11 protein-coding genes are annotated in these 21,137 nt (G+C 69.7%); 5 read left to right on the plus strand and 6 right to left on the minus strand.

The annotated features are described in order from the left end of the window. Positions 1-17 precede the first annotated feature (17 nt). Positions 18-1,802 carry a glyoxylate carboligase gene (gene gcl / locus ACH4KB_RS10910; protein WP_398065664.1) on the minus strand — a complete coding sequence of 595 codons (1,785 nt, stop codon included), beginning with the start codon at positions 1,800-1,802 and terminating at the stop codon, positions 18-20. Positions 1,803-2,063: 261 nt separating this feature from the next. On the opposite strand from gcl, the gene ACH4KB_RS10915 reads away from it, so the two are divergent. From ACH4KB_RS10915 to ACH4KB_RS10930, 4 genes are all read left to right on the plus strand, one after another. Next, positions 2,064-2,774: a hypothetical protein gene (locus tag ACH4KB_RS10915; protein WP_398065665.1), complete on the plus strand. Its 711-nt coding sequence runs from the start codon at positions 2,064-2,066 to the stop codon at positions 2,772-2,774. Positions 2,775-2,912: 138 nt separating this feature from the next. Next, positions 2,913-3,542, plus strand: coding sequence for a GNAT family N-acetyltransferase (locus ACH4KB_RS10920; RefSeq protein ID WP_398065666.1), 630 nt, complete (start codon positions 2,913-2,915; stop codon positions 3,540-3,542). 9 nt (positions 3,543-3,551) lie between these two features. Next, positions 3,552-3,749: a hypothetical protein gene (locus ACH4KB_RS10925; protein ID WP_018956753.1), complete on the plus strand. Its 198-nt coding sequence runs from the start codon at positions 3,552-3,554 to the stop codon at positions 3,747-3,749. Positions 3,750-3,962: 213 nt separating this feature from the next. Next, the gene (locus ACH4KB_RS10930) at positions 3,963-5,765 is read left to right on the plus strand and encodes a SpoIIE family protein phosphatase (protein ID WP_398065667.1); all 1,803 of its coding nucleotides are present in this window, start codon (positions 3,963-3,965) and stop codon (positions 5,763-5,765) included. Between the two features lie 91 nt (positions 5,766-5,856). Here ACH4KB_RS10930 and ACH4KB_RS10935 read toward each other — a convergent pair whose 3' ends face one another. Further along, positions 5,857-7,464: an AMP-binding protein gene (locus tag ACH4KB_RS10935; RefSeq protein WP_398065668.1), complete on the minus strand. Its 1,608-nt coding sequence runs from the start codon at positions 7,462-7,464 to the stop codon at positions 5,857-5,859. Continuing rightward, on the minus strand, positions 7,461-9,137 hold the full coding sequence (locus tag ACH4KB_RS10940) for an AMP-binding protein (RefSeq protein ID WP_398065669.1): 1,677 nt from the start codon (positions 9,135-9,137) through the stop codon (positions 7,461-7,463). Before ACH4KB_RS10940 ends, ACH4KB_RS10935 begins: the two co-directional genes overlap by 4 nt. A 132-nt stretch (positions 9,138-9,269) precedes the next feature. On the opposite strand from ACH4KB_RS10940, the gene ACH4KB_RS10945 reads away from it, so the two are divergent. Further along, positions 9,270-10,112 (plus strand): response regulator transcription factor, encoded by an 843-nt coding sequence (locus ACH4KB_RS10945; RefSeq protein ID WP_398065670.1) that lies wholly within the window; start codon positions 9,270-9,272, stop codon positions 10,110-10,112. A 46-nt stretch (positions 10,113-10,158) separates the two neighbouring features. Here the strand turns inward: ACH4KB_RS10945 and ACH4KB_RS10950 are convergent, their stop codons facing one another. The 3 genes from ACH4KB_RS10950 to ACH4KB_RS10960 form a co-directional block, all read right to left on the minus strand. After that, positions 10,159-11,295: a winged helix DNA-binding domain-containing protein gene (locus ACH4KB_RS10950; protein WP_398065671.1), complete on the minus strand. Its 1,137-nt coding sequence runs from the start codon at positions 11,293-11,295 to the stop codon at positions 10,159-10,161. A gap of 486 nt (positions 11,296-11,781) precedes the next feature. Further along, entirely contained in the window at positions 11,782-12,045 is a 264-nt protein-coding gene (locus tag ACH4KB_RS10955) for a hypothetical protein (protein WP_398065672.1), read from the minus strand. Positions 12,046-12,120: 75 nt separating this feature from the next. Further along, positions 12,121-20,919, minus strand: coding sequence for a SpvB/TcaC N-terminal domain-containing protein (locus ACH4KB_RS10960; RefSeq protein ID WP_398065673.1), 8,799 nt, complete (start codon positions 20,917-20,919; stop codon positions 12,121-12,123). Positions 20,920-21,137 lie beyond the last annotated feature (218 nt).

A 21,137-nucleotide genomic window follows, 5' to 3' on the forward strand; every position in this document is an offset into this window, starting at 1 on the left:
GCGGGTGGGTCGGTCCGTCAGGACACGGTCAGGGGGCGGATCGCGGTGGGCGCGTGGGACGCGTCCGTCGCGATGTCCTCGAACTCGTTGACCGACGCGATGTCACTGCCGCTCATCGCGATGTTCGTGACCCGCTCCAGGATCGCCTCGACGACCACCGGCACCCGGAACTCCGCGGCGAGCTTCTTCGCCTCCTCGAAGGCCGGCAGCAGCTGGTCCGGCTCGGTGACCCGGATCGCCTTGCAGCCGAGTCCCTCGACGACCTTGACGTGGTCCACGCCGTAGACGCCCAGCTCCGGCGAGTTGATGTTCTCGAACTCCAGGTTGACCTGGAAGTCGATGTCGAAGTTGCGCTGCGCCTGGCGGATGAGCCCCAGGTAGGAGTTGTTCACCAGGACGTGGACGTACGGGATGCGGTGCTGCGCGCCGACGGCCAGCTCCTCCAGCATGAACTGGAAGTCGTAGTCACCGGAGAGCGCGACGACCGTGCCCTCCGGGTCCGCGGTGGCGACGCCCAGCGCGGCCGGGATCGTCCAGCCGAGGGGGCCCGCCTGGCCGCAGTTGATCCAGTGACGCGGCTTGTAGACGTGCAGCATCTGCGCGCCGGCGATCTGGGAGAGCCCGATCGTGGTGACGTAACGGGTCTCGGGGCCGAACGCCCGGTTCATCTCCTCGTACACGCGCTGCGGCTTGAGCGGCACGTTGTCGAAGTGGGTCCGGCGCTGGAGGGTCGACTTGCGCTCCTGCGTGGACGCGGCCCAGGCCGAGCGGTCCTTCAGCCCGCCCGCGGCCTTCAGCTCGCGCGCCACCTCGACGAAGAGCGTCAGCGCGGCCTTGGCGTCGGAGGCGATGCCGAGGTCCGGGGCGAAGATCTTGCCGAGCTGGGTGGGCTCGATGTCGACGTGGACGAAGGTGCGGCCCTGGGTGTAGACGTCCAGCTTGCCGGTGTGGCGGTTGGCCCAGCGGTTGCCGATGCCGAGGACGAAGTCGGACTCCAGGAAGTTCGCGTTGCCGTAGCGGTGCGAGGTCTGGAGGCCCACCATGCCGGCGTTCAGCTCGTGGTCGTCGGGGAGGATGCCCCAGCCCATCAGCGTCGGGATGACCGGGACGCCGGTCAGCTCGGCGAACTCCACCAGGAGTTCGGAGGCGTCGGCGTTGATGATGCCGCCGCCCGCGACGAGCACCGGGCGCTCCGAGGCGTTCAGCATCTGGATCGCCCGCTCGATCTGCTTGCGGGAGGCCGCGGGCTTGTGGACCGGGAGGGGTTCGTACAGCTCGGGGTCGAACTCGATCTCGGTGAGCTGGACGTCGATCGGCAGGTCGATGAGGACCGGGCCGGGCCGGCCGGTGCGCATCAGGTGGAAGGCCTGCTGGAAGACGCCGGGGACCTGCGCGGCCTCCAGGACGGTCGTCGCCGCCTTGGTGACCGGCTTGGCGATCGACGCGATGTCGACGGCCTGGAAGTCCTCCTTGTGCAGCACGGCGGTCGGGGCCTGGCCGGTGATGCAGAGGATCGGGATGGAGTCGGCGATGGCGGAGTACAGACCGGTGATCATGTCGGTGCCCGCCGGGCCCGACGTGCCGATGCAGACACCGATGTTGCCGGCCTTGGCACGGGTGTAGCCCTCGGCCATGTGGGAGGCGCCCTCGACGTGCCGGGCCAGGGTGTGCTGCACCCCGCCGGAGGCCTTGAGGGCCGCGTAGAAGGGGTTGATCGCCGCACCCGGCACACCGAACGCGTTGCTGACGCCTTCGCGCTTGAGGATCTCAACTGCCGCTCGGGCAGCGGTCATACGAGGCATTGAGTGCTCCTGCTCGGGATTGGTGGAGTCGGGCTCTGTCGCGCCACCTGAGAGCACCAATTCCGTATTACGGAAATTCAGTTCTGCTATACGGAAGCAATCTAAATCGTGCGACGACCCTCGTCAAGGGCGCGGACGGCCACCCGCCCCCATGAAGTCCGCCAACCCCCTCCCCAGGGCCTCGCTCCTGGTGGACGATGGCGTGACGAGGGAGGTACGGAGCGCAGTCGGCGGCGCCGTCCGTGCCGGAGGGAGACGATCGTGGAGTTCGTGCCGGTACGGTGCCCTGTCTGCGGCCGGGACCACGCCTACAGCACACCGGCCTACCGCTGCCCGTGCGGGACGCCCACCGCACCGCCGCTGCTGCGGGACGCCCCGGCGGTCCTGGTCACCCACCGCAGCTGGAACGACGCGTGGGTGACCGTCCGCTGCGCGTCCTGCGCCCGGGAGAACCAGTGGCCCCGGCCCGAGCTGTGCTGTCCGTGCGGGACCGTCCTGCGGATCCCGGTACGCCCGGTGGCCGCCGAGACGGCCCCGGCCCCGCCGGTCTCCCCCGCCCACATCCCTCTCCCGCGCACCGCCGCGCACCCGCGCCCGGCCTTCCGGCCGATGACGATCCGCACGGGCCACGACGCGGTGAGCGCGGCCGGCCTCTATCTGACCTGGCTGGGCTGCCGCGACGTCGGCCGGCCCGGGGCGGGCCCGGCCTCCGGCATCGACCTGCGGGCCGACGGGCTGATCGCGCGGGTCGACTCCAGCACCCGGCCGACGACGCTGCGCGCGGTCGAGACCCTCTGGCTCAACGCACTGGGCGCGTCGGCGACCGGGGTGTTCTTCTCCCTCGCGGGATACGCGGCCGACGCCCGGGCCCGCGCGGACGGCGTCGGCCTCCCGCTCTTCGTCATGGACCTCACCGGGACCCCGCAGCCGGTGAACAGCCCCGCGGACGAGCTGGTGAGCACCGGCGCCTGAGCGGTGCCGGACGCGAGGACGACGGGGAGCGACTCCGGAGGGGCTCCGGGAGCACGCTCGTGCCCGGGTGGTGTCGGCCGGACATCCATATCCGGCCACCGCGTACCGGTCCGCCGTCCGGCGCGGCACACTGAGTACATGCGTATCCGCTCCGCCAGACGCTCGGATCTCCCGCTGCTCCAGGACATCGAGCGCGCCGCAGGGGAACCGTTCCGGGACCTGGGCATGGCCTTCGTGGCCGACGACGATCCGCCCCCGCTCGCCCTGCTGGAGAGCTACCGGCTGGCAGGCCGCTGCTGGGTGGCCTCCGACCCCCTCTCCGCCACCGGCGACCGGCCGATCGGCTATGTGCTCGCCGACCCCGTCGACGACGCCCTGCACATCGAGCAGGTCTCGGTCGACCCCGCCGCCGCCCGCCGGGGCATCGGCCGGGAGCTGATCGCCCACCTCGCCTGCCTGGCCGCGGCCCGGGGCATGGCGGCCCTCACCCTGACCACCTTCACCGATGTGCCGTGGAACGCGCCGTACTACGCCCGTATCGGCTTCCGCGTCCTGGCCGAGGGCGAACTCACCGACGGTCTGCGCGCGATCCGCGCCGAGGAGGCCCAGCACGGCCTGGACCGCTGGCCCCGGGTCTGCATGCGGCGCGAACTGGCCTCCGCCGCCCGGCCGTCGGGCGCCGCGGGGACCCGGAGGATCCCGCGTGTGCCGAACGCCTCGGGGTCCTCGGACACTTCGGAAGCCGTGGCTGTCAGTGGCGGCACGTAAGCTGTGCGCATGGCTTTACTCCCGGACAGCTCCCGCCCCGCAGACCGCCCCGCGCCCGCCGCCGAACACGCCAACGAGGCCATCCGTGCCCTCGTCGACGCCTCCGGACAGGACTGGTCCGAGGTGGAGGCGGCGACCTACGAAGTGCTGCTCATCGAGTGGGCGGCGGCGACCCGGGGCGGCCCCGACATCATCGAAGCCGCCTGACCTCGTCGGGGAAGTCGAATCCGGGAGCCGGACCACCAGACGGAGCCGAATCACCAGACGGAGTCGGACCACCAGACCAGTAGGGCCAGGACCCGGCGCCGGGGCACAGTCCCCGCGCAGGTGAGCCGCATCAGGGCAACCCGGAGGTGCCGCGGCCGTTTCCGGTGCACACTGGGCACCAAGAGGCGTCGAGTCCTGTTCGGAGGCGGAAGAGTGAACGCCGGCAGTGGTAGACGGCGCCTGCCCGGCCGGGGCTCCACCGGGCGACGCACGGCCGGGGCGAATGTGCGCTTCCGCCGGAGCAGAGGCGTCCTGCCGCCGGACCGGTTCACCACGCGCAGCCGTCTCGCCTGGCTGAATTCCGCCAGCTCCCGCATCGGCACGACCCTGGACCTGGAGCGCACCGCACAAGAACTCGCCGAGTTCACCGTGCCCCGTTTCGCCGACGGGGCGGCCGTGGACATCCTCGAGAGCGTCCTGCGTGGCGACGAGGGCTCCCGGAAGACCGGGCCCGGCATCCCGCAGATGCGGGCCACGGCGCTGTGCGCCATCGAGGAGCTCTCCAACCTGGAACCGACCCCGGTGGGCGAGATCTACGAGCACTCCCAGCAGCCGCACGAGACGCTGCTCCACCGGTACGTCCTCCGGCAGGGCAAGCCGGTGCTGCTGAGCAGGATGCGCGACGACGACTTCATCCACGTCGCGCCCACCGCGAGCGCCGCCGCGCAGTTGCGTGTCGCAGGCGTGCACAGCTACCTGGCCGTGCCCCTGATCGCCCGTGGGCTGCTGCTCGGCAGCGCCGACTTCGTGCGCGGCCGCGGAACTCCGCCGTTCTCCACCACCGACCTGGCGCTGGCGGAGCAGCTCGCCTCCAAGGCGGCGGTCTTCATCGACAATGCCCGTCTGTACGGGCGGGAACGCGAGCACGTCGTCTCGTTGCAGCGCTCCCTGCTGCCGCGCGTCACCCCCGGGACGCCGGGCCTGCGGGTGCACTCCGAGTACGCGCCCGCGGCGGCGCATCACGGCGTCGGCGGGGACTGGTACGACGTGATGGCCCTGCCCGGCGGACGGACGGCCCTGATGGTGGGCGACGTGATGGGGCATGGGCTGCCCGCTGCTGCCACCATGGGGCGCCTGCGGACGGTGGCCCGCACGCTGATGACCCTGGACATGGCACCCGAGCGGATCCTCGCGCGGCTCGACCTGGCCACCCGCGACCTGGAGGACGAGCAGGTCTCCACCTGCCTGTGCGCGGTCTACGACCCCGCCGACTCCTCCTACACGCTGGCGAGCGCCGGGCACCTGCCGCCGCTGCTCCTCGACGGGCAGGGCGCCGCCGACCTCGTCCCGGTGCCGACCGGAGCGCCGCTGGGGGCGGGCGTGATCCCGTACGACCCCCTGCGGCTGCGCGTCCCGGACGGCTCCCACTTGGTCATGTACACGGACGGTCTGATCAAGTCCCGGGACGAGGACGTGGACGCCCAGTTGGACCGGCTGCGTGCGGCGGCGCTGAGCCTGCCGCCCGGGTCGCTGGAGAAGGGCGGTCTGGTGGAGCGCGCCCCGGCCGCCGCCGCCCGGTTCGACGAGGCGGTGCTCCTCGTCACCACGAGCGCCGCACTCCCGGCCGGGGACCTGCGGGTGTGGGAGCTGCCGCAGGACGGCCGGGCCGCCTCGGTCGCCCGTGGTCTCGTCACCGGCCAGCTCGCCGCGTGGGGGCTCGAGGAACTCGCCGACGTCTCCGAGCTCGTCGTCTCCGAACTGGTCGGCAACGCACTGCGCTACGGGAACGGCCCCGGCGAGCTGCGGCTGCTGCGCGGAGAACGCTTCGTCGTGGAGGTGTCGGACACCGGGCCCGACCTGCCCCAGATCCAGCACGCGGGCCTCAGCGACGAGGGCGGACGGGGCCTTCAGCTCATCAACATGCTGTGCCGCCGCTGGGGTTCGTCCCGCACGGTCACCGGCAAGGTGGTCTGGGCGGAACAGAACATGCCGGCCTCGGTGCTGGACCGCAGCTGACAGCCATGGTCCTGGCCTGGCCATGGCTGCTACGGCCCACCCCTTGCCCGTCATGGGGCCGGCGCCGCGCACCAGGATCGAAAGCGGGTCCTCAGTCCGCGTACGCCTCGCGCAGTTCGATCTTGCGGACCTTTCCGCTCACCGTCATCGGGAAGGTCTCCAGGATCCGCAGCCTGCGCGGGATCTTGTAGTGCGCGAGCCGCTCCCGGCAGTACGCGGAGATCTCCTCCAGGGTGGGCGGGTCGGCGGGGTCCCGGGGGATGACGCAGGCCAGGATCTCCTCGCCGTAGCGCTCGTCCGGCACCCCGACCACCTGGACGTCGGCGACCTTCGGATGGCCGTACAGGAACTCCTCGATCTCCCGTGGGTACACGTTCTCGCCACCCCGGATGATCATGTCCTTGATCCGGCCGACGACCTGGACGTATCCGTCCTCGCGCATCACCGCGAGGTCCCCCGTGTGCATCCACCGGCCGGCGTCGACGACCTCGGCGGTGCGGTCGGGCTGGTTCCAGTAGCCGAGCATCACGCTGTAGCCGCGGGTGCGCAGCTCGCCGGCGGTGCCGCGCGGCAGCGTGACGCCGGTGACCGGGTCGACGACCTTGACCTCGATGTGCGGCAGCGCGCGGCCCACCGTGCCGGTACGGCGATCGAGATCGTCGTCGCGGCGGGTCTGGGTGGAGACCGGGGACGTCTCCGTCATCCCGTAGCAGATGGACACCTCGGCCATGTGCATCTCGGCCACGACCCGCTTCATCACCTCGGCCGGGCAGGGCGAACCGGCCATGATCCCGGTGCGCAGCGAGGAGAGGTCGTACCCGGCGAACTCCGGCAGGTTCAGCTCGGCGATGAACATGGTGGGCACCCCGTACAGCGAGGTGCAGCGCTCCTGCTGGACGGCGGTCAGCACGGCGGCGGGCTCGAAGGAGGGGCCGGGGATCACGACGCAGGCGCCGTGCGAGGTGCTGGCGAGGTTGCCCATCACCATGCCGAAGCAGTGGTAGAAGGGCACCGGGAGGCAGACCCGGTCGGCCTCCGTGTACGCGATCGTCTCCCCGACGAAATATCCGTTGTTGAGGATGTTGTGGTGGGAGAGCGTCGCCCCCTTGGGGAAGCCCGTGGTGCCCGAGGTGTACTGGATGTTGATCGGGTCGTCGCAGGACAGCTCCGCCTCGCGGGCGGCCAGTTGCTCCCGGCTGACGGCGGGCGCGGCGGCGGTCAGCTCGTCCCAGGACGGGTCGCCGATGTAGTGGACGGCGCGCAGGTCGGGGCAGGCGGAGCGGACCTGTCCGACGAGGGCGCGGTAGTCGCTGGTGCGGTGGGAGAGGGAGGCGATCAGCAGGGAGACGCCGGCCTGCTGGAGGACGAACTCCACCTCGTGGGCGCGGTAGGCGGGGTTGATCGTGACCATGATGGCCCCGATCCGGGCCGTGGCGTACTGGACGAGCACCCACTCGGGGCAGTTGACCGCCCAGATGCCGACCCGGTCGCCCTTCGCCACCCCCGACGCCATCAGGGCGCGGGCCAGCACATCGACGTCCGCGACGAATTCCGTGTAGGTCCAGCGTCGCCCGGAGGCCACGTCGACCAGCGCCTCGCGGTCGCCGTGCGCCGCGGCCGCCCGGTCGAGGTTCCGGCCGATGGTGTCGCCGAGCAGCGCGGTGTCACCGACGCCGTGCGCGTAGGACAGGCCGCTCATGTGAGGTCCCCCTCGACGAACTCGGCGCCGGAGCCCAGGGCGGTGTGTTCGCGCAGCTCGATGCGGCGGATCTTGCCCGAGACGGTCTTGGGCAGCTCCGCGAACTCCAGTCTGCGGATGCGTTTGTACGGGGCGAGGACCGCCCGGGAGTGCTCGAAGAGGACCGTCGCGGTGTCCGGCCCCGGCTCCCAGCCCTCCGCGAGCACGACGTACGCCTTCGGGACGGAGAGGCGGAGCGGGTCGGGGGCGGGCACGACGGCGGCCTCGGCGACCGCCTCGTGCTCCAGCAGGGCGCTCTCCAGCTCGAACGGGGAGATCTTGTAGTCGGATGCCTTGAACACGTCGTCGGCGCGGCCCACATAGGTGATGTAGCCGTCCGCGTCACGTGCGCCGATGTCCCCGGTGCGGTAGTAGCCGCCCGCCATCGCCTCGGCGGTGCGGTCCGGGTCGCCGTGGTAGCCGGTCATCAGGCCGACGGGGCGGTCGGCCAGGTCGAGGGAGATCTCGCCCTCGGCCGCCCCGGGCCGGCCGGTGATCGGGTCGAGCAGTTCGACGGTGAAGCCGGGGCTCGGCCGGCCCATGGAGCCGGTCTTGAGGAGCTGGCCGGGGGTGTTGGCGACCTGGACGGCGGTCTCCGTCTGGCCGAACCCGTCGCGGATGGTGACGCCCCACTCCCGCCGGACCGTCTCGATGACCTCCGGGTTCAGCGGCTCACCAGCTGCGACGACCTCGCGCGGCGGGACCTTCAACTGGCTCAGGTCGGCCTGGATGAGCATGCGCCAGACGGTGGGCGGGGCGCAGAAGCTCGTGATGCCCGAGCGGTCCATCTCGGCCATCAGGCGGCCCGCGTCGAAGCGGGTGTAGTTGAAGATGAAGACGGTGGCCTCGGCGGTCCACGGGGCGAAGAGGTTGGACCAGGCGTGCTTGGCCCAGCCGGGCGAGGAGATGTTCAGATGGACGTCGCCCGGCCTGAGCCCGATCCAGTACATCGTCGACAGGTGGCCCACGGGGTAGGACACATGGGTGTGCTCGACCAGCTTGGGGCTGGCGGTGGTGCCGGAGGTGAAGTAGAGCATCAGCGGCTCGTCCGCGTCCGTCTCCCGGTCCGGTGTGAAGACGGCGGACGCCTCGGCCACCCCCGCGTACGGCAGCCAGCCCGCCACCTTCTCGCCCACCGCGATCCGGGTGTAGTCCCCGGGGACCTCGTCGAACTTCGCGGTGTCCGCGTCCCGCACCAGCACATGGCGCACCCGGCCGCGCTCCACCCGGTCGCGCAGGTCGGCGGGGCCGAGGAGCGGGGTGGCGGGGATGACGACGGCGCGCAGCTTCATCGCGGCCAGGGCGGTCTCCCACAGCTCGACCTGGTTGCCGAGCATCACGAGGACGCGGTCGCCCGCCCGTACGCCCTGTGCCTTCAGCCAGTTGGCGGCCCGGTCGGAGCGCTCCGACATCGCCGCGAAGGACACCTCGGTGCGCCGGCCGTCCTCCTCCACGATGTGCAGGGCGGTGCGGTCGTTGTTCTCGGCGATGACGTCGAACCAGTCCAGGGCCCAGTTGAAGTGGTCCGCCCGGGGCCAGCGGAAGCCCGCGTAGGCCCGCTCGTAGTCCTCGCGGTGCTCCAGCAGGAAGTCCCGGGCGGCCCGGAACGTCTCGGTAGCGCTGGTTGCCGACATGTGCCCTCCTCATTACGGACCGGTCGCCTAACATCATGTAAACAGTGACCCAGGTCTCACCACCCCCGGACGGGGGTGGTCCGCTCCCCCGTGCGGGGGAGAGCGGCACGGGCCGGGTGGGAGGACGTCGGAGTGCCGGAACCGGTCGACGCGGTCGAGATGCAGGCCGCGCTGTTGAGGCTGCGTCGCACGAGCGGGCTTCCCGTGGTGTTCGGCGGTCTGCTGTCCGACGCGCGCCATGCGCGGATCGCCGAGCTCAACGGGGCGCAGACCAGTGCGCTGCGGGGGCTGGTCGTCTCCGCCGGGAGTGGTCTGGGCGGCAAGGCCATCGCGCTGTCCCGGCCCTGTGCCGTGACGGACTACGCCTCTTCGCGCCACATCAGCCACGAGTACGACGCGGCGGTGGCGGCGGAGGGGCTGCGCTCGGTCGTCGCGGTCCCCGTCGTCGTACGGCGTGCGGTGCGGGGCGTGCTGTACGGGGCGTTGCGTACGCCGGTCACGCTCGGCGACCGGACGTTCGACGCGATGGTGGCGGCGGCCCGTGACGTGGAGCAGTCGCTCGCGGTGCGGGACGAGGTGCGGCGGTTGCTGGCGGCGGGCCGGGAGCAGGTGACCGATCCGGACACGGCGCCCGGTGCCTGGGAGGACGTGCGCGAGGCCCACCGCGAACTGCGCGCGCTGGTCCCCAGGGTCCTGGACCCGGCCCTGCGCGAGGAGTTGCTGGACGCCTGCGGGCGGCTGGCCTCGGCGGCGGGGGCCAAGGCGCCCGCGGCCCGGGAGGTCCGCCTCGCGCCGCGCGAGGTGGACGTGGTGGCGTGTGTGGCGGCGGGCGCGACGAACGCGGCGGCCGCCGAGCGGCTGGGGCTGCGGCCGGAGACGGTGAAGGGGTATCTGCGGTCAGCGATGCGGAAGCTGGGGGCGCACACGCGGCTGGAGGCCGTGGTGGCGGCCCGCCGGGCGGGGCTGCTTCCCTGACCCCTGCCCCTGCGCCTGACCTGCGGGCCGCTGGGCCGCGGGGGTCTCAGTCGCCGTACTCCAGGAACGTGCCGAACCGGATGTCGTGGTCCGTCGCGTCCGTCATCACGGTCAGCATCCGCGCCGCCTCCTCGGTGATCTCCGCGCGCTCGGAGCGGACCAGGCTCCGCAGCGGCTGGACGGTCAGGACCGCGGTGCCGTTCTCGCGTTCGACGCGCCAGACCGCGTCGAAGAACCCGTCGATCAGCACGGATCCGTACGCCTGGTTGCCCACCCCGTTGCGCCCCTTGTTCACCGGGGCGATCACGCGGGTGCGGTCGGCGTGGCCGAGGAGGAGGTTGTCGAACTCGGGCAGGAAGCGCGGCGGGGCCGAGGTGCCGGGGTCGGGGCGCGGGGCGTCCGGGAGGTCGAACAGCTCGACGCCCCTCTCGTCCCGGAAGGTGAGCAGCCGGGGCCTGAGCCGTTCGAAGACCTCTTTCGTGCGGGTGAGTCCCGCCCATGACTGGAAGTCCATCACCGAGGCGGGGCCGAACGTGCCGAGGTAGCGCAGCACGGTGGCGTCGGGGGCGGACGCGGGTTCGGCGGGCCGGCCCAGCCAGTGCTCCACGGTGGTCAGGGCGACCTGTCCGCCGCGTCCCCACAGTCCACGCGGGGTGACCTGGACCAGGGGCAGCAGACAGCGGGCGGCGGCGGTGAGTGCGAGGGGGTCGGCGTCCGGCCAGCGGGCGAGGAGTTCCTCCCGCAACTCCTTGACCGGGCGCGGTCGCTCCACGACCAACTCCTCGGCCACCGCGGCGAGCCGGTCCAGGTCTACTCCTTCCAGCCCGCGCCGGAAGGTCTTCAGCTCCCGCTCGCGCGCCGCCTGCACCAGGGGGCGCAGGGTGAGCGCGTCGTCCGCCGTATGGGTGTGGAGGGTGGAGCGGAGGGTGACGATCCGGACCACCTCGCGGGATGCCATCAGGGCGGACAGCTCCTCGGGGCCGAAGTCCGCGAGGCGGGCGTACAGCTGGAAGTACGGGGGCTTGGTGTTCTGGGCCTGGAGCCCGATGAGGTGGGCGACGGCGTCCTTCGCGGACATCGGCGACCGGTGCAGCAGGAGCTGACGGTCCAGGGTCGCCCGGTTCAGGGCCCGCGCGGAGAGGACGGCGGGCTGTGCGGCGGTGCGGTGCGTCTTCGCTGCCATGGTCCGCACGCTATCGGCCCTTGCGGACAGTTACGGTCCGCAAGGAGTGGTGGGCGCACGGCACCCCCACCGGACCCGTGCGCCGGGCGCACCCGGGGGCGGGCGCGCGTTGCGCCCACCGGACCCGTGAAGCCGACGGGTTCGCGGAATCTCGCGCGTCTCTACGGATGAACCCGCGGGGGATAAGTCAGTCATGGCTGCTCCTGCAGTGGGTTCGGGCCGTGGCCTTGCCCGACGTGGGCCCCGGCCCGGGGAGGTGGGTAAAGCCTACGGAGCCGACAGCCCCACCTCGGGGCCTCCGCCCTGGCCAACTTCCCGCCGTCGCCTCGCCTTGATCCGGTAGAGAAACTCCTAACAGCTCACCCGCTGTCGGAGCGCGGATGGCCGCCGCCAACCCGGAACGTGCGCTTCAGTGCCGATGCCTTCGCACAATCCGCTGACGTTGCCGTCACCCCTGGCCGTCAACGGCCAGCCAGTACGAGAAGATCAATTTTTCTCAACCCGCTCAAGAATGAGGTCGATTTCAGATTCGATCTCTTGATCCGCCGTTAGGTGAATATGAGAACCTTCACGGACGCCCTGCTGGGCAAGAGTCAACAGGTGACGTGCCAGTGATGTCAATCCAGCACGATTCGCCTTGATGACCACCTCCGTCGATCTGACCGTCAATTCAATTTCGAAATCATCATCCCAGGCGAAGTGCAGCCCTTCGTCAATTCGATATTCTGGAACATTGATCACGTGGTCCATCGCTACTATCACTTCCTGTGTCGACGCAATGGGGGGCCGTCGAGATTTCGTTCGACGACCCCCGGTCTGCAGGTTCTATTCTATATAGATGTGTCGATTTTCTACAACCATCGACTTTCCGGGCTTGCTTGGATTAGGCGCCATGCGCTCAAAGTTCATGTGAGGGCCGCCGCCGTGCTGTCCAGTGATGTCCGATTCACCCATCCTGGCCACACGCGTGCCGTCCTTTGAGAGGAATCGCCCACTGCCCTTGACTGGTTCGGAGTACCCGGGCCCGACCCACCTCTCCGCCGCGTCGAGAGCCTCATTCGTTGGCACTCGGGTTCCATCCACCGGATGGCCTGAGTCATCGAATTTCCGGTCAGAGGTCCAAGGGTCGCAGTTTGAGTTGTGAACTAGTACCGGAGTATCACCCGCCAGCACATAGTACGTGTGCAGGTCGTCGACCGTGAGATTGTGGACCTGCTTGTGCTGGGTCCACGCACGAACGGCGTCTACCTGAGTGTAGGAGCCGTTGCCGGTCTGCAGCAGCATTCCGGGGGCGATTTCCTTGGCGTAGACCCACGTGCCGAGTTCGGGTGCCCAGAACGGGTGGTTGTCCGTCGCGACGACCTTGCCCGAATGCCCGCCGGGGTTGGTGACGGTGATCTCGACCAGGTTCTTCCGGCCCTCGCCGGTGATGAGCGCGGTGATCATGCGCGGGCCGGTTTCTCCGGTCGCCGGGTCGGTGGCGGTGACCTTGTCGCCGACGCGGACCTGTTTGATGGCCTTGTGGTTGCCGTCGGCCATCACGACCAGGGTGTCCGGGGTGAAGCTGTTGCCGGTGCCGCAGCTCCCTGCCCTGCTGTCGGCCGGTTTTGGTGCGGGAGGGCTGTCTGCCGCCTTCGGTACGGGAGTGTTTTCGGCTGCCTTGGCTGTCTTCGCCGCGTCCGTGGCGTTGCTGGCGTTCTTGGCAGCCTGCGCGGCGTCGAGTGCCTTGTTGCCGTACTTGGCCGCGTTCGCCGCGTAGCCCGCGCCCGGGATGGCCGAGGCGGCGGAGAGGCCGGCGTTGACGTAGTCGCCCTCCCCGGCGTACCAGCCCGCGTTGACCAGGTCGGCGGGCTCGCCGACGACCGGGACCATGCCGACGACGTCGAGGGTGGTGTGGCCGATCGTCTTCCAGGACGGCATCTTCGGCCACTTGCCGGTCGGGTCGGTGAGCACGACCGGGTTGTTGTGGGTGTAGGTGTAGGCAGCGAGGTTGCGCGGCTCGGCGATGCCGCCCGCCATGTTCCCGTCGAGGTAGTCGGGCAGCGCCGGGTCGGTGCTCGCCCAGAGCTGGGTCCGTGGGTTGTAGTAGCGGGCTCCGTAGTAGTAGAGCCCTGTCTCTGCGTCGAGTTCCTTGCCGGTGAACTGGTAGGGCGTGTCAGCCTGTCCGGTCCGTTCCTCCACCCAGGTTTCCCCGTACGGGAAGTACTCCAGGTGCTCGGTGACCTTGCCCTGTTTGTCGGTGACGTAGCCGGAGGAGCCGATGTGGTCGGCGTGGAAGAACTGCTGGGCGTCTTCGGGACCGGTGGTCGCGACGGTCTTGGTCGTCACGCGGCTGTCGCCGACGAAGATGTGCTTGTAGCCGGTGGTGTCGCGTTCGCTGTAATAGCGGTTCGGGTACAGCGAGAGCCCGTCCTCGCTCCGCTTGACGAGGCGGTCGCCCTTGTCGTCGTAGACGTAGGAGACGGTGGCGCCGGCGCAGCCGTTCGGGTCCTGCGTGAGGGTGCCGGTCGCTGTGTCCTGGTTGCAGGCGAGGCGGTTCTCCTCGTCCCACACGTACTGCCGGCGCTTGTCGGTGACGGCTGTGTTGACCGTGCCTGTCAGGTTGCCGTTGGCGTCGTAGGCATGGCTGATCGGACCGACCTTGCTCGGGGCGTGCGGCTTGGTGCCGCCGTAGGAGTAGGTGTAGTCGTAGGTGGTCCGGTCCTGGACGTCGCCCGGGTTGGACGGGTCTTCGACCGGTTCGATCGGCCCGGCTGCGCCGCCCGGGAGCGGGAAGGCCGGGGTACCGCCGGTCACCTCATGGGTCTGCGACTTGCTCGTGGTGTTGTGGATCGAGTCGTAGCCCAGGCTCAGTGTGTACGTGTTGACCGCGTTGTTCTTGTCCGTGTACTGGCCGGACGCGGAGGTGAGCCGGTACTGGTCGTCGTATCCGTAGGTCTGGCTGCTCGGACCGCCGATGTCCCCGCCCTGCGGCGCGTTGTTCGCCAGCGAGGTGATGTTGCCGATCTTGTCGTACGTGTAGCCCAGGTCCTGGAACGCGGTTCCGCCCGGCGCCACGGACTTGAGCGCCGCGAGTCGGCGGTCCTCGGTGTCGTAGGTGTAGGTGGTGCGTACCCCGTTGCCGGTCTGCTGCAGGATCTTCTGCCCGAACTTGTCGTAGTCGAGCCGGTCCAGGTACGTGTGGTCGGTGCCGTTCTTGGATCCGGTGGCCCGGCTGACCTGGCCCCCCGAGTCGTAGTCGTAGGTCAGGATCTCGCCGTCGGGGTAGGTCATCTGCAGCACTCGGTTGAACGCGTCGTAGCGCCAGGCGGTGGTGTAGGTGCGCGGGGCGTCGCGGACCGCGGTAATCGTGCGGGTCTCCTGGATCACCTCGCCCAGCGCCCCGTAGCTGCGCTTCACCGTTCCTGCCGCGTCGTGGATCTCGGTGACGCGTGAGGCCGCGTTGTCCGGTGCGCCGGGGGCGCCGTACTGGTAGGAGACGTTGTTGTCCGGGAACGTTGGGTAGCGGATGGCCTTCAGCCGCGAGTACTCGTAGTCGTACTCGACGGCCTGGTCGGCAGCCCGAAGGTTCGCGGTGATCTTCGAGGTGACGTTCCCGGCGAGGTCGTAGCGGGTCTCGGAGCGCCCGGCGTCCGGGCTGTCGAACGAGGTGCGGCGTCCCAGTGCGTCGTAGCCGGCGCGCGTGATGTTGTTCTGGTCGTCGGTGATCGTCGTGACCCGACCTGTGGGGTCGTACGCGTAGCTGGTCCAGATCTGCGAGGAGTCGTTGAACTCCTTCACCGAGGTGGTGGCACCCCGGACGTCGGTGTAGGTGCGGCGCTCCTTGCCGTTGCCGTCGGTCACCGTCCGCTCGAAGCGGGTCGCGCCTGCCCGGTCCTCGCCGAAGCCGTATCCGGTGCTGGTGGTGACGCCGTCCGGTTGCACGGTCCTGACCGAGCGGTCCAGGACGTCGAAGGTGTCCTTCGTGGGTGCCACGGAGTCGAAGGAGGCGTTGAACGTGGTGTTCGCGGCTCCCTTGTCCTCGGTCACCGGGTAGTACTTCTCCACGGCGCGGCCGAGAGAGTCGAACTTCAGCCGGCCGGAGACCGTCATCACCTGGGCGGGCGTGGCCCCGGGCGAGGCGGACACCGAGGCGTCCTTCTTGGTCTGCAGGACACGCTCGAGGCCGTCGGTGAAGGTGACGGTGTCGATGGTGTCGTCGCGTACGCCCGAGGCTGCACGGTCGAGGTGCTTGGTCGTGGCGTACGGGACGGTCGCCTCGGGGTGGTAGCCGAAGGTGATCGTGGCCTGGTCGCCGTCCTTCTCGTAGGGCCCGGTCACCTTGTCGAGTCGGCCGACGCTGTCGTAGGACATCCGGAGCGGCTGGCCGTTGTGGTCGGTGTTCCGCTCGGGCTGGCCGTATTTGAGGTTGTACGCCGTGGACGAGCGGTAGCCGAAGCTGTCTTCGATGGACTCGACGTGTACGCCGACGACGGTGTCGTAGCCGTACTCCAGTTTGTAGCGCTGCCCTTCTGCGTTGGCCGGACCAGTCACCGATTTCAGGTTCCCGTCCGGGTGGTACGTCAGGTCGGAGACGGCCGGGGTGTCGTCGTCGAGGTATTCGCGTGTCTGGCGCACGGCGCCGGTCGCGCAGTCGACGGTGGATTCGCGGTGGCGCAGTAGTGCGCCGGTGGCCGCGGCCTTCTGCCGTATCGCGTTGGCGATGCCGACGAGGTGCTGGTCGCGGCACTGCGTGTCCGAGCCGCTGTAGGCGAAGGCGGTCTCCAGGTCGTCCGCGGTGCCCTCGTCACCCGCGTCGAAGGTACGGGTGACGTTGCCGTAGTCGTCGTAGGAGAGGTCGGTGAATGTGGACTTTCCCGCGGTGGCAGCGCCTTCGTAGTGCTTCTCCTCGACGCGGGTGAGCTGCGGGAAGACGGTGGCGGTCCGGCTCTTCGGGTCGGCTTCCTGGTCCGTGGAGGTGTCGAGCAGCCGGTAGGTGTTGAGTGTCTCGCGGTACGGGTGGCCGGCGTCGTCCTCGGTCAGCGTGCGGGTGAGCAGGCCGCGGCTCACGTACCCGTCGGTGCGGTACTCGTCGGTCACCGTGCGGCGCACGGCGTCGTTCGTACTGGTGTCGCGGTTCTCGGTCACGACGCGGCCGAAGCCGAGGAACTCGCGCTCCGCCCGGTCGTAGCGGCCCTTCTCGTAGCGGAAGGTGGTCAGGCGCGTGTCAGCGCCGTCGCCCTCGAGCCCGTCGAACACGGTGGTGCGGGAGAGCACCCAGCGGCTGTCCGGCATGGCGGTGGTGTTGCCCGACCGTGTGTAGCCCAGGTCTATGCGGGCGCCCATCGGGCGGGTGACCGAGCGCAGCAGGTTGGTGCGGCCGCTCTTGTTGACTGCGACGAGCAGTTCGTTGTCCTGGGTCGACTTGACGTGGTCGGCCAGGCCGTCACCGTTGATGTCGCGCAGCGCCACTTCGGCCCGGCCGATGCTGGTGGAGGCGTTCATACCAGGGTTGAACACGATGTGGCCGGCGCCAATGGGGAAGCCGAAGGTGAAGTAGGCGCCGCCGCCGAGGGTGGCGTTCTTGTCCACCGCGATGTTGCTGAACGCGCCGCGGAACGGTGTCGGTGCGGTGAAGCCGGCACCGGTGTTCATCGCGACCTTGACGGGGTTGGCGCCGTCGGTGAATACGCGGTCGGTCAGGCCGTCGCCGTTGACGTCGGCCAGTGTGGCGTTGGTCTTCGAGGTTCCCAGTGTTGCGGAGACACCGCCCGCGAAGCCGTAGTTGTCGAGGTTGAAGCCCAGGTTGACGCCGGTGTTGCGGGTGGAGGCGTCGTTTACGGGCCCGCCGCCCCAGGGTTCGCGGGGCGCGAAGCTGTAGCCGAGGTTCAGCTGGGCGTCGCCGCCTGCGTACACCTTGTCCGGGAGACTGTCACCGTTGATGTCGGTGAGGTCGAACTTGGTGTCGGACTCTCCGCCGCCGAGGTTGCCGCCGATGCCCAGCGCGGGCATCTCGACTCCGGTGCGGGCGGTGGTGGCCGAGGCGTCGCCGGAGGGTGCGTCGGTGCCTCCGGCGGTGGCCAGGGTGCGGACCGGGCTGCCCGCACTGAGCGACACGCCGCCGGAGATCGAGTCCGACTCACGCACGTTGCCGTTGAGTGTGCCGCGGGTGGCACCGAGGCCGCCGTCCATATCGGTGTACTGGATCCCCTTGGCGCCGACGACGTCCGGGAAGCGGTCGCCGTTGACGTCGAGGAAGTCGACCTCGCCCGCGGTGGTGCCGATGGCGCCGCTGCCGCCGAACGGGCCGAGTGTCAGCGTGGTGGAGATCTGCTGGGTGCGGCCGCGCCGGATCAGGCCGGTTGATCCGGCGAGGTCGGCGTCGGTAATGATGTCAATGGTGTCCAGGCCGAGCCGGGAACTGGCCGCCGCCGATGCGCCCACCCACGTGCTGTCGTCGGAGGCGACCCACCGGCCCGTGGAAGGCTGCGGGGTGAACACGGTGATCCGCGGGGTGGGGACCTTCGGATCCGCGGTGAACGTGGCCAGGTCGGCTTCGGTCGGCGACTTCGGCAGCGCGTCCTTGTAGCTCTGGTCGAGTACCAGTTCGTTCTGTGCGATGGGGAGGGCGGCCCTTTCACGGTTGCCCTGGTAGCCGATTACGCCCCAGCCGCGGTAGGGCTGTGCGAACGCGCCCTGCGCGGCGGGCGAGTGCATCGCGCTCGGCACCTGCTGAAAGCTCGATCCGCCGTAACTGACCTTGACAGTTTGCGATTTGAGGAGGCCGACCAGCTTGGTGTTGGTCGTAGACAGGTCGAAGAACAATTCGTCGCCCTGAGTGACCGGTACGTTCAGTCGGGTGAGGAACGAGGGTATTCCAGCACCCAGTGTGAGGTCGATGCTCCGTTTGCCGACCAGTCCGTTGCGTTTCTTGACCGTGAGGAAGATCCGTGCGTTCTCGGTGTTCTGATTCAGTTGGATGTCCGGCTCGACGGTGAGCGTGCCGGTGCGCGTGGCAGTCCAGGAGTCCTGAGGGCCGGTCAGGGAGTTCACCGGGTACAGGTTCATCTCGTACGGCGGGTTGACCACCACCGTCGGGTTGCCGGCGGAGTCGACGACGGACTCGACGCCGTCGGCCTTTGTGTAATGCGCCTTCGGCGTCCAGCGCAGCGCGTTCGCGTCGATCGGGGAGTCCACCAGCAGCTTCCACGACAGTCGTTCCCGCGCGGCCACCTGGACGCTGAGGTCGATCGGTGTCGTGCCGGTGGACGCCGCGGGAAGGACCTTGCGGATCAGCTCGCTGGTGACCGGGTTGCCCAGGAAGTCGGTGGTCTCGCGCGTGATCAGCACGGTCACGCTGTCCGTGGTCGCCGCAGATTTCACGAGGTCGCCGGTGATCCTCAAGGTGCCGGTCAACGGAGCGGTGACCAAGGACTCCCGCCCGGCCACGGTGAAGTCGGACTGCGCATCGAAGACCGTGGTGCTCAGCCCGTTGGCGTCGGTGCCCGTCGGCAGCCCGACGTAGCTGATCCTCGGGTCCCACGCCACGGTGTCGTACTTGCCGTCCAGCACGGACTGCACGCGGAAGTACACGGCTTCGCCCTTGCGTACCTGCACCGAGCTCACCCCGGTCGGGGCGAACTCGACGTGGTCGTCAGGTCCGATCCGCTGCGCCCACAATTCGGTGTCGTCGTGCTGGATGGTGACGCGGACGCCGTCGGCCTTCTCGTACGCCGCGCGCTGCGGGCTGGTGTCCTTCTCCAGCCGCACCCCGCCCTCGATCTGTATGGTGCCGTCGTAGGGTGCCACCCAGCGGCGCACGCTGTCCATCAGCGGAGAGTTGTCCACCGCGCGTTCGAACGCCTCGGTCTGGTCGCCCACGATCGTGCCCGTCGCGGCGCCCGATCCCACCGGGGCCTCGGTGTCAGCGCTGTCGGCGCCGTAGGTCGGTCTGCCGTCGGAGTCCAGGCGCCCGTAGAGCACCCCGCCGTTGTTGACCAGGTCGGCGATGCCGTCTGCATTGACGTCGGTGAAGTACCGGTCGGACGTCGTCGTGGTCGACACGTAGTCGAGCTGGCCGTTGACGCCGGCGTACGCCTCGATGCCGGCGGTGCCCGACAGGGTGGTTTCCCGGGAGATGCCGGGCAGTCCGGTGAGCTTGACCGGGGTGTCCCCGAACTTCGGCTGCCCGGATGGGCCGGACAGGTTCGGCCGGTAGAACACCTCGCCGTTCTTGCGGAACACCTTGTCCGGCAGGCTGTCGCCGTTGACGTCCTGCAGCGCCAGCAGGCCGTCGGATACCCCGGCGTTCACGCCGACCTTCACTCCGGCCGACCCGGACTTGACCGGCGCGCCCGGGTTGTAGCCGACATAGAGATGCCCGCCCGCGCTGACCGACGTGCTCGACGACAGTGCGCTTGCCTTACCCTCCCTGATGTTGACGCCGAGGTCGTCGTCGGGGACCGTCCAGCCCGCGGCGGCCTCGAACGCGGTGTAGGAGCCCGACTTGTCCCGCACGTCGTCGAAGTAGTCGAACCGGTGGGTGTTGAACACCCGGTTGTCCTCACCGAACTGCGACACCGACCGCAGCAGCGTCTTGGCGAACGCTCCCGTTTGGTAGTTGAGTTCGTAGGCACGGATCAGCTTGTCGTCGAGCTTGACCTCGACCCGACGCAGCAGGTCCGCGGTGACCCGCTTGAAGCCGTACCGCGCGTCGATCTGGACGTCGCCGCGGCGCGGCTCGTCCCGGTCGCGGTCCCGGAGGAAGGTGACCGAGTAGCGGCCCTCGGTTTCGCCGTGCCCGGTGTAGGTGATGCGCTTCGGGTAGAGCGCACGGCCCTCGACAGTGGAGTTCGCGACCCCGCCGTCCTCGACCCGGACATGGTGGTAGCGCAGCAGGTTGTCGTGCCCGTCGCGTACCTCGCGCACTGCCCACAGGGCGATGTTGCCGGCGGCGTCGGCGAGCGTGGTCTCCTGCGCCCCGCCGTACACGGTGCGCAGGCCCTGCTTGTCGGTGACCTCCCACCAATAGTTCGACGGCTTGTCGCCGTACCGGACGATCCGGTCGAACCGGCCCTCGACGCGGGAGTGAAAGATCTTCTCCGCGGTACGCGCCTGGAGGGCGCCGCGGTGCACCACCGGGGTGAGCTGTTCCCCGTTCAGCAGGTACGACTCGGTTTCCTTCGCTCCGTCGTAGCGTGGCACGCCCCACCGGGTGTCCACCGTGATCGAAGGGGTGCTCAGGTCCCAGCCGACGCCGGTCCAGCCGTTGCCACCTGACGAGTTGTAGGCGATTGACAGCTGGGGTTGCAGGCTCCCGCGCCCCTTGGGCACCTCGAGGGGGTATGCCAACCGCGCGTCGCCGTCGCTGTTGGCCGTCGGGGCCTCGATGAGGTTCACCCCGGCACTGGGATCGGCCGCCTTGATGTCCTTGATCTCGTTCGGGTCGAACGACGTGCCCTCCGGGCCCTCCGGTCCCTCCGGCCCGGCAACCGCTGCCCCCGCGTCCGGCCCCGCCGCGACGCTGCGGAACGGCTCGGTCGAGGCCGGCCCGATCATGGCGAGCGCCATGATCAGGACGAAGATCACGCCGGTCCGACCGCGTAGTACGCCGTTCCGACCGCGGAGCACATGCTGGACATTCATCGAAGATCCCCCACATCGTCCGACGTCCCCAGAGCACTCGTCCCCGACGACCGCGACTCCCTGCGCTCCGAACCGTAGGGTCGAGCCAGCTCGCTCGCACGGGTTTTCTCCGCGCGACCTGACCCGTACGGTTACGATCCGACAACGGGCGTCCTCACCAAGTGCTGACCGTTGGTGAGTACCAGTGCACCGACCTGAGACCTACCCCCGCCGGCCGC

Source organism: Streptomyces sp. NPDC017520, from assembly GCF_044329855.1.
In the GTDB taxonomy this organism is placed as follows: domain Bacteria; phylum Actinomycetota; class Actinomycetes; order Streptomycetales; family Streptomycetaceae; genus Streptomyces.